Annotated in this window: 14 protein-coding genes; 8 read left to right on the plus strand and 6 right to left on the minus strand. The window is 62.7% G+C overall.

Translation table 11 applies throughout. The features are described 5' to 3' along the window. Positions 1-67: 67 nt before the first annotated feature. Positions 68-403, minus strand: a complete 336-nt coding sequence (locus J4O76_RS05710; protein ID WP_426280772.1) for a helix-turn-helix domain-containing protein — start codon at positions 401-403, stop codon at positions 68-70. A gap of 1,511 nt (positions 404-1,914) precedes the next feature. Here J4O76_RS05710 and J4O76_RS05715 point away from each other — a divergent pair. The 5 genes from J4O76_RS05715 (at position 1,915) to J4O76_RS05735 (ending at position 8,969) form a co-directional block, all read left to right on the plus strand. After that, the gene (locus tag J4O76_RS05715; RefSeq protein WP_426280774.1) at positions 1,915-2,895 is read left to right on the plus strand and encodes a hypothetical protein; all 981 of its coding nucleotides are present in this window, start codon (positions 1,915-1,917) and stop codon (positions 2,893-2,895) included. A 5-nt stretch (positions 2,896-2,900) separates the two neighbouring features. Beyond that, complete coding sequence (locus J4O76_RS05720) at positions 2,901-4,472, plus strand: hypothetical protein (protein ID WP_426280775.1); 1,572 nt, start codon at positions 2,901-2,903, stop codon at positions 4,470-4,472. Then, on the plus strand, positions 4,472-5,773 hold the full coding sequence (locus tag J4O76_RS05725) for a TniB family NTP-binding protein (protein WP_426280777.1): 1,302 nt from the start codon (positions 4,472-4,474) through the stop codon (positions 5,771-5,773). The genes J4O76_RS05720 and J4O76_RS05725 overlap by 1 nt, the downstream gene beginning before the upstream one ends. 4 nt (positions 5,774-5,777) lie before the next feature. Further along, positions 5,778-7,691, plus strand: a complete 1,914-nt coding sequence (locus tag J4O76_RS05730) for a hypothetical protein (protein WP_426280778.1) — start codon at positions 5,778-5,780, stop codon at positions 7,689-7,691. Positions 7,692-8,447: 756 nt separating this feature from the next. After that, on the plus strand, positions 8,448-8,969 hold the full coding sequence (locus J4O76_RS05735; RefSeq protein WP_426280779.1) for a hypothetical protein: 522 nt from the start codon (positions 8,448-8,450) through the stop codon (positions 8,967-8,969). 324 nt (positions 8,970-9,293) lie between these two features. On the opposite strand, the gene J4O76_RS05740 is transcribed toward J4O76_RS05735, so the two are convergent. The 3 genes from J4O76_RS05740 to J4O76_RS05750 form a co-directional block, all read right to left on the minus strand. Further along, entirely contained in the window at positions 9,294-9,521 is a 228-nt protein-coding gene (locus J4O76_RS05740) for a hypothetical protein (RefSeq protein WP_082441427.1), read from the minus strand. Further along, complete coding sequence (locus J4O76_RS05745) at positions 9,521-9,712, minus strand: hypothetical protein (protein WP_426280780.1); 192 nt, start codon at positions 9,710-9,712, stop codon at positions 9,521-9,523. Before J4O76_RS05745 ends, J4O76_RS05740 begins: the two co-directional genes overlap by 1 nt. Positions 9,713-9,851: 139 nt before the next feature. After that, positions 9,852-10,256 (minus strand): BLUF domain-containing protein, encoded by a 405-nt coding sequence (locus tag J4O76_RS05750; RefSeq protein WP_426280781.1) that lies wholly within the window; start codon positions 10,254-10,256, stop codon positions 9,852-9,854. On the opposite strand from J4O76_RS05750, the gene J4O76_RS05755 reads away from it, so the two are divergent. Further along, positions 10,243-10,854, plus strand: coding sequence for a hypothetical protein (locus tag J4O76_RS05755; RefSeq protein ID WP_426280782.1), 612 nt, complete (start codon positions 10,243-10,245; stop codon positions 10,852-10,854). The genes J4O76_RS05750 and J4O76_RS05755 overlap by 14 nt on opposite strands. A gap of 377 nt (positions 10,855-11,231) precedes the next feature. Here J4O76_RS05755 and J4O76_RS05760 read toward each other — a convergent pair whose 3' ends face one another. Then, positions 11,232-11,675: a (deoxy)nucleoside triphosphate pyrophosphohydrolase gene (locus J4O76_RS05760; protein ID WP_426280783.1), complete on the minus strand. Its 444-nt coding sequence runs from the start codon at positions 11,673-11,675 to the stop codon at positions 11,232-11,234. Positions 11,676-11,706: 31 nt separating this feature from the next. Between J4O76_RS05760 and J4O76_RS05765 the strand changes: the two genes are divergently transcribed. Both J4O76_RS05765 and J4O76_RS05770 read left to right on the plus strand, forming a co-directional pair. Then, positions 11,707-11,910 carry a Flp family type IVb pilin gene (locus tag J4O76_RS05765; protein WP_056486192.1) on the plus strand — a complete coding sequence of 68 codons (204 nt, stop codon included), beginning with the start codon at positions 11,707-11,709 and terminating at the stop codon, positions 11,908-11,910. Between the two features lie 126 nt (positions 11,911-12,036). Then, positions 12,037-12,210, plus strand: coding sequence for a Flp family type IVb pilin (locus J4O76_RS05770; RefSeq protein WP_426280784.1), 174 nt, complete (start codon positions 12,037-12,039; stop codon positions 12,208-12,210). A 100-nt stretch (positions 12,211-12,310) separates the two neighbouring features. Here J4O76_RS05770 and J4O76_RS05775 read toward each other — a convergent pair whose 3' ends face one another. Further along, entirely contained in the window at positions 12,311-13,258 is a 948-nt protein-coding gene (locus J4O76_RS05775; RefSeq protein ID WP_253072144.1) for an acetyl-CoA carboxylase carboxyltransferase subunit alpha, read from the minus strand. Between the last annotated feature and the right edge of the window lie 15 nt (positions 13,259-13,273).

The raw sequence follows: 13,273 nt of genomic DNA on the forward strand, positions 1-13,273 counted from the left end.
CTACGCTCCTTGTTTCCCTCGTACTCGAACTAAAAGTACAGCATTGGGAGCCATCGCACTGCGGAGGTCAGGGGTGATCAAGGCGGAGCATCTCCCAAGCTTCCAGGCCAACGGCCCGTGCCAGCTTCTCGACCGTGTCTAGGGATGGGTTCGCGCGTCCGTTCTCGATCATTGAGAGGTAGGTTGCCGCAATTCCTGTTCGCTCGGAGATTTGTACTTGCGTCAGCCGAAGCTCCCGGCGTCGCTGCTTCATACGCTTCCCGAACAGTCGCACAGTCGGGGATAAGCAATCGTCCAGGTATATCGCCTTGGTCATATGCCCAGGACCTTTATCAACCCGTTCGCCCCCCACAAGTCGGGTCGTTTCGTGAAACGTAAGCGTAGACCTCGGGTTAGCCATCATGCGCGGGACACCGCAGAACCGCGTGGCCCGATGGCACAGGGTTAGACAAGCTACCTCACTGGTTTTGCTCAGTTGTTTAAGGCCCGGTCGGGCCTCCAAATTGTCTAACCGTTATCTTTTAACGACTTAGCGCTGTCTAACTCGACCTCTTCGCGCATATCGTCGACCATCCACCGATCGAGTGTCTGAAATAGAGAGGATAGCGGACGTAAAAAGAAGAGGTCGCGATTCACATGTTAGGTGACGCACGCGCCCCCGAGAGGAACGCTCTCGACCCGGCACAGAGGTCACCCCTAAATCCGCTTGCCGGCGTCGCCCGAAATATCGTAGCAATTCCGTCACCATTTCGTTGCCGAGTTAAGGCAAGGGTATTGGTGTTCCGCACGAAGCCACCCTGTTCGTACCATATAAACCAAACATCTTCGGTCAAATAGGCACGGATAAATCGCCGCGATGGTACACGACTGTTGTCAATAAAATCAGTGCTATTGAACTCCCCATTCCTGTCAGCCAGCCCTCCTCCTGCCGTAAAGAAGCGCATCACTTCCGACCTCACCTGCGCAGGCAAATCCTTGAGAGAACCGACCTCTTTCGATGGCCGGGAAAAAGCACAGGCTGGAACTTCTAGCGGCTTTGGGAAGTGTCGTTCCTTCCACGCCTCAGTTTGGGGGGGTGGGGTTTGGGCAAGACCCAACAGAAGCACTGTAAAAAGCATTTTTGTTCTCCCGAATGCCAGCGTGCATAATGGAACCGGGAATGCCCACTAATGGGCGGAAGCAGAGTGGCCGATATGCGCAGGAGAGCTCGCAACGCCGACGATCTATCGGTGACGTCCGAATAAAAACCCAAGCCCTGTCGCAAATAGCACGGGAATCAAAACGGCGATCCAGAGGTCAGCGCCCAGCGCCTCCAAACCAAAATAGATCGCGACACTCAACGCTGTAGCGGCATAGCGCCAGCGGTTGGCGCGGAGGTCTCCCATGAATGTGACTTCGCGTCTCCGCACCCTCGGTCTCCAAGCTCTAACCAACATGCTTGTGCGTTCTCATAACCGGAACGGCAATGTCGGCGATAGCGGCTGTCGATAACCATGGATGACGGTTAGCCATCGTACGCGGGACAGGAGGGATATTCGTTGGCGATTCCGACCAAGTTAGACAGACTAAGCTATTGCAATGACTACGTTACTCAAGGCCCGGTCGGGCCTCCAGTGAATTGTCGGTTTTCAACGTAAGCTACTCAATTTTTCAAAATGAGCAGCCAACAATGAACCGCTGAGATCATTCCGTTTTCGAGCGCTGATGGCGTCACCGAGCCCAGGGCCGGCTATCGGGGGCGTCGCCGCCAAACTCCTGCTCGACTTCTTGGAACGCGCCGCACGAGTCTCGCGATCTCAATTGTCAAATTCCCGATCGATCGATGCGGCAAGCCACTTCTCCACAGCGAAGCGAAGTCGGCAGTCTACGAGATTGACCGCCGGAGCAGGACAGATAGGTTGTTCAGAGCGAGACATGCTGAATACGCTCGCCGATCCGGGAGTCCAGTTCGTAGTGCAGATCGACGACCGCAGGCCGCGCTGGGTACGCGACCTCGAGCGATTTCTTCCCTTGAAGAGCCAGTTCGTACTGACGGGCAACGTCCGCGATCTGCAGACCCGCGACGTGGGCGGCAGAGTGATAGCGGCGCCGCTTTCGGACGTGCTGGCCTCCACGTTCCGCGATGCCGGCTACATCGACACGGTCCGCTACGATCCGATCGGCGGCTTCTCCGTCCTCCCCCACCCCGACGGCACGGAAGGCGACGGGGACGGGCTTCTCACTCGACTGGGCCTCACTCCTTCCGAAGGCAAAGCGCCCGGATCGAGCGACCTGCTCGCCGTGACGATCGAACGTCTCATGGCCCTTGAAGGCCCGCCGATCGCGCTCTGCGTCGACTTCGCCTCACGACTCGTCGTCCGCCCGGACGCGCTCAGCGCTTCCGAGCACGCGCTCTTCACCCGTGCCCTCGTACTCAGCCAGAGAGCCGACCCGAGGCCGGTAGGTCCCGAACGGGCACCCCGCTTCAACTGCGTCGTCTGGATCGTCGAGAAGGAAGGCGATCTTCCCGACTGGCTGACGATCGACAATCCCCGCATCCGCCACATCCCCGTCGCACCTCCGGATAGGAACACGCGACGGTCGGTCGCGAGCTCTCTGATACGCGGCATGCCGGGCGCTCGGGAGGCCACTACCGAGACGGTCGCCGAAGCCGAGCGCGAACTAGTGGACGCGACCGAAGGGATGCTGCTCGTGGACCTCAACGCCGTGGCGCAGCTCGCGCGGACCGAAGGAGTAGCCGTCAGCGACGTCGGCGAGGCCGTCCGGCGCTACAAGGTCGGCGTGACGGACGACGCGTGGCGCATGATCGAGCGTCAGAAGATCCGAGACGGCGCCGATATAGTCGCAAGGCAACGCGTCAGGCCGCATATCAGCGCTATGGCGGGGGCGGCCTGAGCGACTTGCCGACCCATATCGGCGCGCTCTGCTGGATAGACAGCACCCCGGTGCCGAAGGCCTTCTTCGTCGACGACGAAACCGGCATCCCCATCGGAGAGGCGACCGTGACGCTTCTGCACGAGCACCGGTCCAAGGTCGTGCCTGGCTGGGACCTGTGTCCGGGCGCCTGCAACTCGTCCGCCGTTCTGCGAACCGTCTTGCGCGCCAACCAAATCAAGGACGTGCCGGAGCACCTGCTCAAGGTCGATCCCAATTTGCCGTACCTACGACTAAGACCCGACAAGATCGGGTTCGACAACGCCACCGAGAACCACGGACGGACGGTCGAACAGAACCTGGACGACGCCTACATCCGCACGGACTTCGTCGGGGCGAACATGCCACGCGACAAGTCGGTCCAAGAGCGGGTGATAGGCACCTTCCAGGACCTGCTGTTCAAGCATCAGGCGGACGCCAACTACGACATCGCGCGGATGCGCCGATACGGATTCGATCCCGATGAGACGGGTCACGTCCTGTGCTCGATCCAGACCGCTCGCCGACTGCTGGCGCTCGCCGTCATGACCCACAACGTCACCCGCCACCGCGGGCTTGACGATCGCCAGCCCGGCCTGATCTGGAAGCAGTTGCTGGGCACCCGCAAACTGAACGTGCTCAAGGACGTCGACGAGTTCAAGCGCGGCATGGGTGTCGTTGCCGAGGCGACGATGTCGTCGGCCGGGTTCGAGAAGTTCAATCGTCGCTACACGCCGGGTGCCCTCGAGATGCGTCGCATCGTCCAGGACTTCGAGCGGGCCGACCGCGTTCCCAAGGGCGACATCGGGCGCAAGCCCCGGACGAACCGCGACGACCGTAAGCGCCCGACCTGGAAGGTGAGGATCAGGTTCGACGAGAACGACATTGGCATCGTGCGCGTCTGGAACCCGCACGCCCTGCCAGCCCCGAAATGGGAGGACTTCAGCTGCATCGAGCGCACGGCACACGGGATGCCGCTGTGGCTGCACAAGCGCTGCCTAGAAGTCGCCGAGCGGGATGCAATGGACTATTTGACCCCCGAGGGTCAGGCGATTGTCCGTGCCAGACTGTTCGAGGAGATCGCCAACGTCGACTCCAGGTCGGCGGAACGCGACAGGCTAGCACTCGGTCGCGCGCTGGCCGACCCGAACGTCAGCCGGATCGCGGCCGGCTACGTCCATGTGGTCGACGAGCCGGTCGTCGCACACTCACAACCGGAACCCGAGGAGTACGCACCCGCGCTGCACGGGATGTCGCGCGGTAACCGCAAGGACGCCGAAATCGACACCCCGCGTTCGCCGCCGCCTCCCCCAACGGAGCCGGTGAGAATGCGCTCGGCGTCAAACGCCGTCTCAGTCGTGCCGACGGTCTCCGCAAAGGCCTCGGCGAGCGCCGTGCCAGCGAAGGCGCCTGAGCTGCGCCACAGGAAGACCACATCGAAATCAACGAATGACGCTCGTCGCGGTGCGACGGCGCCCACGAAGTCGGCCGATCGGCCCGACAAGCAGGCGCCGTCGCGCGCCAGCTCCAACCGCCTAAAGTATGGAGACGAGTTCTAATGAAACCGACCAGCAAGATCGCGACAGCCGCTGCGGCTGCCGCCACCACGTCCACCAATGCGCCCGAAACCGAGAGCCGCGCCACCGCGCGCCGCCGCGCATCGACCGGACCGACACGCGACCGCCGCGATACCAGTCGTCCGATGAACCCCGTCAGCACGGAGACGGTGATCGCCCACGAGCCGACGCGGGGTCCGTCGACCGCCGCCACCCCGGAGCCGACCATCACCGTGGACGACAGTGTTCTAGACGAGACACAATCCCGGGACGCCACGGCGGATGCGGGCGGCGGTCGCCCGGTTGATGCCTCCAAGGGCGGCAATCTGGTCGTCCCGGATGGCGACAAGCCGAAGGAGCAGCTGTCGCCGGACATGAAGGACGCCTTCAAGCGCTTCCGCCACAGCCAGCTTGCCCAGCGCTCGTCCCGCGTCGCACTGGCGCTGTCCCAATTGATGCGCATTCGATTGCCGTACCCACGTCAGATCGAGGCAATGGCGGAGATCGAGGAGCTGCGTCTGCTCGGCCTCGAGATGCGCGGCGAGCAGCAGCTCGCGCTCAACATCTTTAACCGGACCGGCACCGGCAAGTCGACAATCGCGAGCCAGTACAAATTGATGCGCGGAGACGAGGACCTACCCGGCGTCAAGTCGGTCGTCCACGCCCGGCTGGGCACGAGCGGCACTGCGCGCGACCTCTATGTGGCAATCATGTCCGAACTCGGAGACGGTTTTGCTTCGGCCGGAACCGAGCCCACCTTGCGGCGTCGCGCCATGCACGCCATGACCGATGCGGGAGTCGAACTGCTCATCCTCGACGAGACCCAGCACTCCGGACAGAAGTCGGGCTTCAGCCGCGAGGTGACGGCCGAACTGAAGATCATGCTCGACACCGGCCGGGTGCCGATCGTGCTCCTCGGGACGGAGGCGGCGGTCCCGCTCGTCGCAGCCGATCGCGAACTGTCGGGGCGGATGTTCTCGCCGTGCCGGCTGGATCCGCTCGACATGGACGACGATGACGACTTCGAGCTCTGGCAGGGGTTCGTCGGCGGCCTTGACACCCGCATGGTCTCCGACGGCATCGTCAGCGCGCCTGCCGGGCTCGCTGACGAGGAGGTCGCGCTCGCGCTTGGCGAGGTCTGCGATGGCGTCATTGGACAGCTGATGCGGGTCATGACTATGGCGCTGCGCAACACCGTCCGCGACCGCCGCGACGTGGTGAGCATGGGGGACGTCGCGGTCGCTGTCGACGAGTGGTCGCTCGAACACGGCTTCGCCAACTCGAACCCGTTCAGGAACCTTTAAGGCGATGGACGGCGCCGAACGCATTCGCACACCATTCGGCGCCTTCCTGCGCAGCGTCGGAGACGATCTCGCCGACGCTGCGTCCGGCTCGGCCGGATCTTCGCCCCCCCACGACCGATCCACCTGGCGTCAGCTGCTCAAACCTGTAATCCCAAGGAACGGGGAGTCGCTGCGCGGACTTGTCGCGCGGGCCTGCCAGAACAACCATCTGCCCAACAGCTACGGCGTCCTCCAGCATCTCGGTCTCGTGCACCGCAATCGTGTCCTGGTCGCCGAGGACGTCAGCATAGATCCCGCCGAGCTCGCCTTCGCCATCCGGGTGGATGAGGACGAGGTCCGCATCCGCCGGTACGATCCCGTCGGCCCCGGCAAGGTCTCGTTCTTCGGCTTTGGCATCAACCACCGCCGCATCGATACGCGGACGCGAATGTTCTCGCCGGCCGCCTTCCATGGCGACGACAGCGGTCTGCCGCATTATCACCGAGCGATCTGGGAGCTGTCCGACATTCCGTTCTGCCTAGAGGGTTGGGACATGCTCCAGGACCGGTGCGGTTGCGAAACGGGCGGCGTCGTTCAGCGCTGGACGCGCACCACGACGCGGATCGAGGAGTGCGACAAGTGTGGCGATCCATTCGCATGGATCGATCCGATCCTCGTGCCGGAACGGATGCGCCCGTCGCTGGGCATACTGACGGCGCTACTCCCCGAACGCCTCGTAGCGGGCCTAGACGTCGGCGCAGTGCTACCCGAACCGTTGCGGACCATCGACCGCGGCTTCGTTCTCGATACGGTCCTGGCGCTTGCCCGAGCGATCGATCCGAGCTCGTCCGGACACTCATTCGAGGATCCGGAAGCGCGATTGGGGGCGCTGCACGCCGCATGCGCCGCTGTGATCCACTGGCCTCACGGCCTGACCGACGTCAACCTCGATCCCGGCGTCAGCCCGATCACGGCCGAACGATTGTGCGTCGCCTGGCATGGACTTGCGCCTCTCGCCCGTCGAGGAGAGAAAACGCGCAGCCGTCCCGCCGCGGTGGCTTGTTCCAACGGGGCGTTCGCGTTGAAGCCGATTGGCATTCGCCCTGCCACTGAGATAGCGAGGCTGTCTCCGGAGGTGCTAACGGCCGCCTGGGAGCATGGGCTGGTGACCAAGCATAGGCGGGTGCATGGCACTCGTTTGCTTCCAGCTTACGACCCCGGTGAACTCACGGTCCTCGGCGACGCGTGGCGGGCGAGACACGAGCCCTCGGCACTAGCGTACGAACTAGGACTGCCGCTGTACGGTATCGAACAGCTCGCCGCCTTGGGGACGCTGATCGCGGACGCCGTTGCCATTCCGGGCACCGGCCCGCACTTCACACCCGCACAAATAGAAGCCTTCCTGCTGGCGCTGGCCGACGCCCAGCGCCCCGTAGGCAATCCGATGCCGTTGCGACAATTGATGCGACGCGTCGGAGGTCGGCTCAAGGCTTGGGGACCCGTGATCGCCGCTCTACTTTGCGGGGATGTGCCGTTCACCATACTTGGCGATGGTCGGCTGGTAGATTGCATCTCGGTGCCGGAAACCTGCTTTGGCGTACTCGGTGCGCTGCGATTTGACCGATGCGAGGGCACCAACTTCTCGTTCAGCAAGACGATGGTTCAGCGCGATGCGCTGGAACTGCTCAACGCTCCGCTCGACAATGCCAAGATCCTTGATGGGCTAAAGACGACCGGCACTAATCCGAAGCTGTATCGCGTGGACGAGGTGGTTCAACGCTCGCGCGAAATCGTCGCACTACCCGAAGTGGCGGCAATCCTCGGTATGGATCCTGCGTCTGCTTACGAAGACGTCGTTCGACGCGGTTTCTGGGACAAAGTCGTCTACAAGGGCGCTTGGCCACGCGACCTCCTGCCGGAACTGTGCCGCACCCCTTGAGTGCTGTCCCAGAACGTGCGCAGGTTATTTTGAAAATCAGGCCGTTATGCGCAGTTGGAATGAAAACAGCTTAGCTGCTGGTTTTGAAAAAACCGCGTAGAATCAGTACGATAGTTGAGCAGCTTGGCGTGAAAATCGACATGAATGCCGGTTTTGATCTCGGGCTGCCGAAGATTTCATAACGAGAAATGCCGCCCCTCACCCTGGTGCCGGGGGCGATCGTCCAGACAGCGACCTCACGGCCCTTGTCGTTTTAAAATGCCCGCACTCCGGCACCCAGGACCGGCGGCCCCAGCGGAGCGTCGTGCGCAGCGGCGTCTCGACCTGAATGAACCGCAAAGTTTGTCCTGTTGTTCGTGCCGCAGCCTGAGCGACTTTCAGACAGTATGGCTGAGCCCAAAAGCTTGGCCGCGCGTTGAACTGGCAAGGAGATGACCATGATCGACGATCCGAAAACCGACGACTCAACCCCCGCTGACGAGGCAGAGGAGATGGAAAAGGTACAGGAGGACGCCGCCAAGGAGCGTGAGGAAAACGGCGGGTACCAATAGGCTTCGACACACTGCCGGCAATCGCCTTACCCTCCCTGGGCGGCGATTGCCTCTGCCCGATCCGTGCAACTCACAGACGCGATCCTAATCGGCCACCTTTACCGCACCATTCGAAGTTAACGGTCCGCTAACTCTCAATTGCCGGAACGTTAGGCCTTCGATGCGGCTTCTACGCTCATCTACAACCTGTCCCCGACTGGAACTGATGATGAGCACGAACCTGGTGTCCGCGGTTTTCGATAATCATGCAGACGCCGAGCGCGCCGTGGCCGAGCTTCGCGCAGCCGGTATCAACGACAGCGCGATCTCCATCGTTGCCCAGCATGACGGCAAGAACACGACCACGGACGGCAACGGCGACACGCAGGAGTTCGTCGGCAAGGTCGCGGCCGGCGCCGGGATCGGCACGCTGCTCGGCATCGCCGCCCTCGCCATCCCGGGGGTCGGTCCCCTCGTTGCCGCCGGCGCGATTGCATCCGCCGCCATCCCAGGCGCTGCGATCACGGGCGCGGCGCTCGGTGGCGCCGTTGGCGGACTGGAAAAGGTTATGACCGATCACGGTGTCAGCCGCGTCGATGCCAGCTACTATGAAGGCCGCATCAATGAAGGCGGTGTGTTCGTTTCCGTCGATACCAGCGCTGCCGGGATCAATGCTGAAGATGCCGCCGACGTCCTCTATCGCTCGGGTGGGCACACATCCACGCGGACGAAGGTCTCGATGGCGTAATCGCCGACGTCTCAAACACCGATCTAGCCGAAGGGGCGTTCCGATAGCGGGACGCCCCTTCTGTTTTCGCTTGATAGATCGGTCACTCTACCCTGCCCCAGACGCATTCTTGCGCCCTCGGGGCAACTGCTGACGTGCCGAATCGTTGGAACACTCATCGCATCGGATTGATGTTCCTGCAATGTTCTTACGAATCAAACTGGATCAGATTTAGCCAAATACAGGCCACGACCGGCAACCCGATAAGCCCAAAGGAAAGCTGCGGTCGGAGATGCGGTCCCCGGCGCAGGCGACCGACATCTCCCAAGTCACCTCGGCGTGCGCCTAGTTCACACCCTGTTTGCGCGCGCCGACAATCATGCCCTTTGCGATCTTGCGCACGGCTTCGTCGTCCTTAGTACCGTCAGTCGCCGGATCGCCGAGGTGGTCGAGGCTCTGTTCCATGAAGTCGAGGAGCCCGGCGTGCCGCGCTTCGACATATTCCATGAGCTTGAACAGCAGATGCTCCGTGGCAATCTCGCGCTGGCGGGTCTGTGTCGCGTCGTCGGACATCACGACGCCTCCGTTGGCGTTGGCGCGCCTAGTTTCTGCGCGACTCGCGCGACTTCTTCGTCTTTCGGCTCCTCCGGCAGCTCTTCGCCCGGCAAGAGTGCGTCATCGGGAATGCCCGAAGCCGTGCCGGCAATCGGTTCGTCGATGGCGCGCTCGTTCGCACCGTCCGTGATCTTCTCTCTCGCTACCATGTCCGTCTCCTTCGTTGCGCTCAAACGCACAACAGACGGTACGGAGCCACGTCATGACCAAGGAACGTAGATAACGCAGGTTGAGAGATCGATGGCTTGGCGCCGCCGGCGCAGCCCTGAACCGCCGGCATCGGGCGCGTCAGGCGGCGTGCTTCTTGGCGAACTCCGCAAAATATGCGTGCATGGTCGGATCGGCGATCGGCGCGATCAGCCTCGCCACATCGTCTGCAACTGCACCGTCACCGCGCAAGGGTCTGCTAGGCTGATGGCCCATTGCCCAGTCGGGAAAGCTGCGCTCGGCAATCGGGCGATTGTCGAGTGTCACGGCGGCGAAGTGGCGTCCGTCGGCCTTGATACGGTCGTATGTCTGCACAACCGCATCCGCCGGTCCTTCGAGCGCCTGCAGGAACCGACGTCCGCCGACAACCAACAAGCCCGTCACGCCGACCGCCGCATTGTTACGCCGCGACGCGCGCAGCACGCCCTCGAGCTCAACCGCCGACAGCTCGGCGCGGGCGGTACTGATGTAGATGAGACGTATCAACGCGAACTCCTTCGAGTCCGACGTAACCGCCGAATCTAAACGTCAAATTAAACAGGAATTGCTGCGGTGTGTTCGGGATCGATCAGCGCATTTGCCAGTGGAAACACCGCCCCCGCACCCTCATCCAACCCACCGGACATGGTCGCTGGCGATCAAAACCGCGTATCGACGACGCCGCGAATGGATGTTTCTCGGTATCACGCCAAGCTCGAGACGATACGCGTCGCATGGCCTCATCCTTGCTTTTGATGCCGATCTCGGCTGTTGCCCGGCGATGGATATTCCCGCGCTGTATCATTCGGTTATTCTCTGGATCGGAGACGGGACCGGCCTGCCCGACGCGATCCTCCATATCCATGCCGGGCTCATCATCCTCATGCTCGTGCGGCTCGTCAGCGGCCGGTCGTTGGGAACGCTTATCCCCTTGCTGGTCGTCGTCCTGGCGGAACTTGGCAACGAGACGCTCGACTACCTCAACTACGGCATGCGCTGGGCCGACACGCTTTCGGATATCGGCAACACCATATTCTGGCCCCTGATCATCAGCCTGAGCGTGAGATTGCGTCCCATGGTGCGACGAGATCAGACCGTGCAATGAAAACGCGGGGGTCAAATCCGCCGGTGCGTCGCGGTGGTTGGACCAAAGTAGATGCATGGAGCCGGATCGTTCGAGCTCAGTGTTCCGTCATCGACGGAAACGGCTCGCTCGAGAAAAGGGAATAACACGCGCGAGCCGCAGTCCGGATGGCCGGATACGGTCTTGGGACGTAGCCGGCTCGGATTTCATGCGCCTGCAAACGTCCGGGATCAAGCGCTTTTTTGAACTCGGAGTATGCCGACCCGCCTTGGTGACGAGCCAAAGATTAGGACGAGCCGACATACCCGCGCATCAACCAACGGACGGGCATGTCGGGCGCATTGTTCGAGACATCTGAACGCGTTGCGGCGGAGCCCCTTATCGAAGGCGCGACACAATCAGATCAGCGCATCCAAGAGACCGATCAGCGGGCGATCGGCGGGCGGCATCGGCAGGGAGTGCATCTCGTTCGGCCTCACCCAGCGCAGCGCGGTCGCTTCGAGCGCACGCGGCACGCCGGTCCATTTGCGCGTGATGTAGAGCAACAACAGCAAATGGCGATCGCCGAGCGGCGCGCTGGCGAACGTCGCGGGCGCGAGGCAGGCGTGCGGCACGACGATCGCCAACTCCTCCTCGAGTTCGCGAATCAGGGCCGCCTCGGGGGTCTCGCCAGGCTCGATCTTGCCGCCAGGGAACTCCCATAGACCCGCGAGCGACTTGCCTTCCGGACGTTGCTGCAAGAGCACGCGGCCTTCGAGATCGACGAGCGCGGCCGCTACGACGGGCAGCAGCAAAAACGGCGCAGCGGGCATCGGTCCCGATACGGACGGATCGTTGGTCATTCCTTAATTTCCCCGCGATTAAACCGCACCCATGAGCCCTATATCCGTCGCGACGCATGCCGTCATCCGAACGATCGCGCGCGTGCTGCGCGAAAGACGGGGGGCGACCGCGATCGAATACGGGCTCATTATCGCGCTGGTCGTGATCGCGATGATCGCCGGCCTCACCGCGCTTGCCGATACGACGACGGGCATGTGGGGCAACGTCAACTCGAAGGTCGCCAACGCGCGCTGATCCGCAAAAGAAACGGCGCCCACCTTAAACCTTTCTCAACCAACCACTTGTATCCCTCAAATCGCTGATCCGGTCCGTCCGGTGCAGCCGGGTGACACAGACGCAATCGAAACGATGGAGACCGGAATGAAGACGATCCGCAAGTTTTTCAAGAATTCCAAGGGTGCGACCGCAATCGAATACGGCCTGATCGCCGCGCTGATCGCCGTTGCCGCGATCGCCGCGATGCAGGGCCTGGGTTCGAGCCTGACCAAGACGTTCAACAACGTCTCGACCAAGCTGAACACCTCGACCACGTAATCATCGCGCTGGAGAGTGGCGCAACCGCGACCGCTCTCCGGCACGACATGCGAGTCGAAAGGGCGGCGGAACCTCGGTTCCGCCGCCCTTTGTGCGTGGGTCAGAGACGGCCCATCTTGAGGAACTTGGCCTGGCGGTCCTTACGAAGTTCGCTAGGTGTGAGCGGCGCGAGGTCTCTGAGCGCAGACGACAGCGCATCGGCCAGCGACTCGATCGCGGCCGCGCGGTCGCGGTGCGCGCCACCCAGCGGCTCGGGGACGATGTCGTCGATCACGCCGAACGACTTCAGGTCTTGCGCGGTGATGCGCATAGCTTCGGCTGCTTCGGGCGCCTTGTCGGCGGTGCGCCACAGGATCGAGGCGCAGCCTTCGGGGCTGATCACCGAATAGATTGCGTGTTCGAACATCAGCACGCGGTTGCCCGCGGCCAGCGCGACCGCGCCGCCCGAGCCGCCTTCGCCGACGATCGCCGAGACGATCGGTACGCCGGCGTTCAGACACGCTTCGGTCGAGCGGGCGATCGCCTCGGCCTGGCCGCGCTCTTCGGCCTGGATGCCGGGGAACGCGCCGGACGTGTCGACCAACGTGATGATCGGCAGGCCGAATCGGTTGGCGAGTTCGACCAGGCGGATCGCTTTCCGGTAGCCCTCGGGCTTGCCCATGCCGAAATTATGGCGGAGGCGGCTGGCGGTGTCGTCGCCCTTCTCGTGGCCAAGCACCATGATCTTGCGACCCCGGAACGTCGCGAAACCGCCGATGATTGCCTGGTCGTCGCCGAAGGCTCGGTCGCCCGCGAGCGGGACGAACTCGTCGAACAGCGCGGCGACGTAATCCTTAAAGTGCGGGCGCTCGGGATGACGCGCGACCTGCGTCTTCTGCCACGGAGTCAGGCGCGCGAACGTGTCCTTCAGCAGCTTGTCGGACTTCGCCTGCAAGCGGGCGATGTCGGTGGCAAGGTCGACGCTGCCTTCGGCGGCGGTGTCGCGGAGTTCGTCGATCCGGCCCTGGAGTTCGGCGATCGGTTTCTCGAAGTCGAGGAAGCTTGGCATCAGCGGCGGTTACGG

The organism is Sphingomonas sp. NFX23, from assembly GCF_049887795.1.
GTDB lineage: Bacteria > Pseudomonadota > Alphaproteobacteria > Sphingomonadales > Sphingomonadaceae > Sphingomonas.

Bases quoted from the DNA above. Each gene is read 5' to 3' on its own strand.
- J4O76_RS05735 (WP_426280779.1), top strand. From the start codon at position 8,448: ATGATGAGCACGAACCTGGTGTCCGCGGTTTTCGATAATCATGCAGAC.
- J4O76_RS05775 (WP_253072144.1), bottom strand. From the start codon at position 13,258: ATGCCAAGCTTCCTCGACTTCGAGAAACCGATCGCCGAACTCCAGGGC.
- J4O76_RS05765 (WP_056486192.1), top strand. From the start codon at position 11,707: ATGAGCCCTATATCCGTCGCGACGCATGCCGTCATCCGAACGATCGCG.
- J4O76_RS05770 (WP_426280784.1), top strand. From the start codon at position 12,037: ATGAAGACGATCCGCAAGTTTTTCAAGAATTCCAAGGGTGCGACCGCA.
- J4O76_RS05710 (WP_426280772.1), bottom strand. From the start codon at position 403: ATGATGGCTAACCCGAGGTCTACGCTTACGTTTCACGAAACGACCCGA.
- J4O76_RS05725 (WP_426280777.1), top strand. From the start codon at position 4,472: ATGAAACCGACCAGCAAGATCGCGACAGCCGCTGCGGCTGCCGCCACC.
- J4O76_RS05745 (WP_426280780.1), bottom strand. From the start codon at position 9,712: ATGGTAGCGAGAGAGAAGATCACGGACGGTGCGAACGAGCGCGCCATC.
- J4O76_RS05755 (WP_426280782.1), top strand. From the start codon at position 10,243: ATGAGACGTATCAACGCGAACTCCTTCGAGTCCGACGTAACCGCCGAA.
- J4O76_RS05730 (WP_426280778.1), top strand. From the start codon at position 5,778: ATGGACGGCGCCGAACGCATTCGCACACCATTCGGCGCCTTCCTGCGC.
- J4O76_RS05715 (WP_426280774.1), top strand. From the start codon at position 1,915: ATGCTGAATACGCTCGCCGATCCGGGAGTCCAGTTCGTAGTGCAGATC.
- J4O76_RS05760 (WP_426280783.1), bottom strand. From the start codon at position 11,675: ATGACCAACGATCCGTCCGTATCGGGACCGATGCCCGCTGCGCCGTTT.
- J4O76_RS05740 (WP_082441427.1), bottom strand. From the start codon at position 9,521: ATGTCCGACGACGCGACACAGACCCGCCAGCGCGAGATTGCCACGGAG.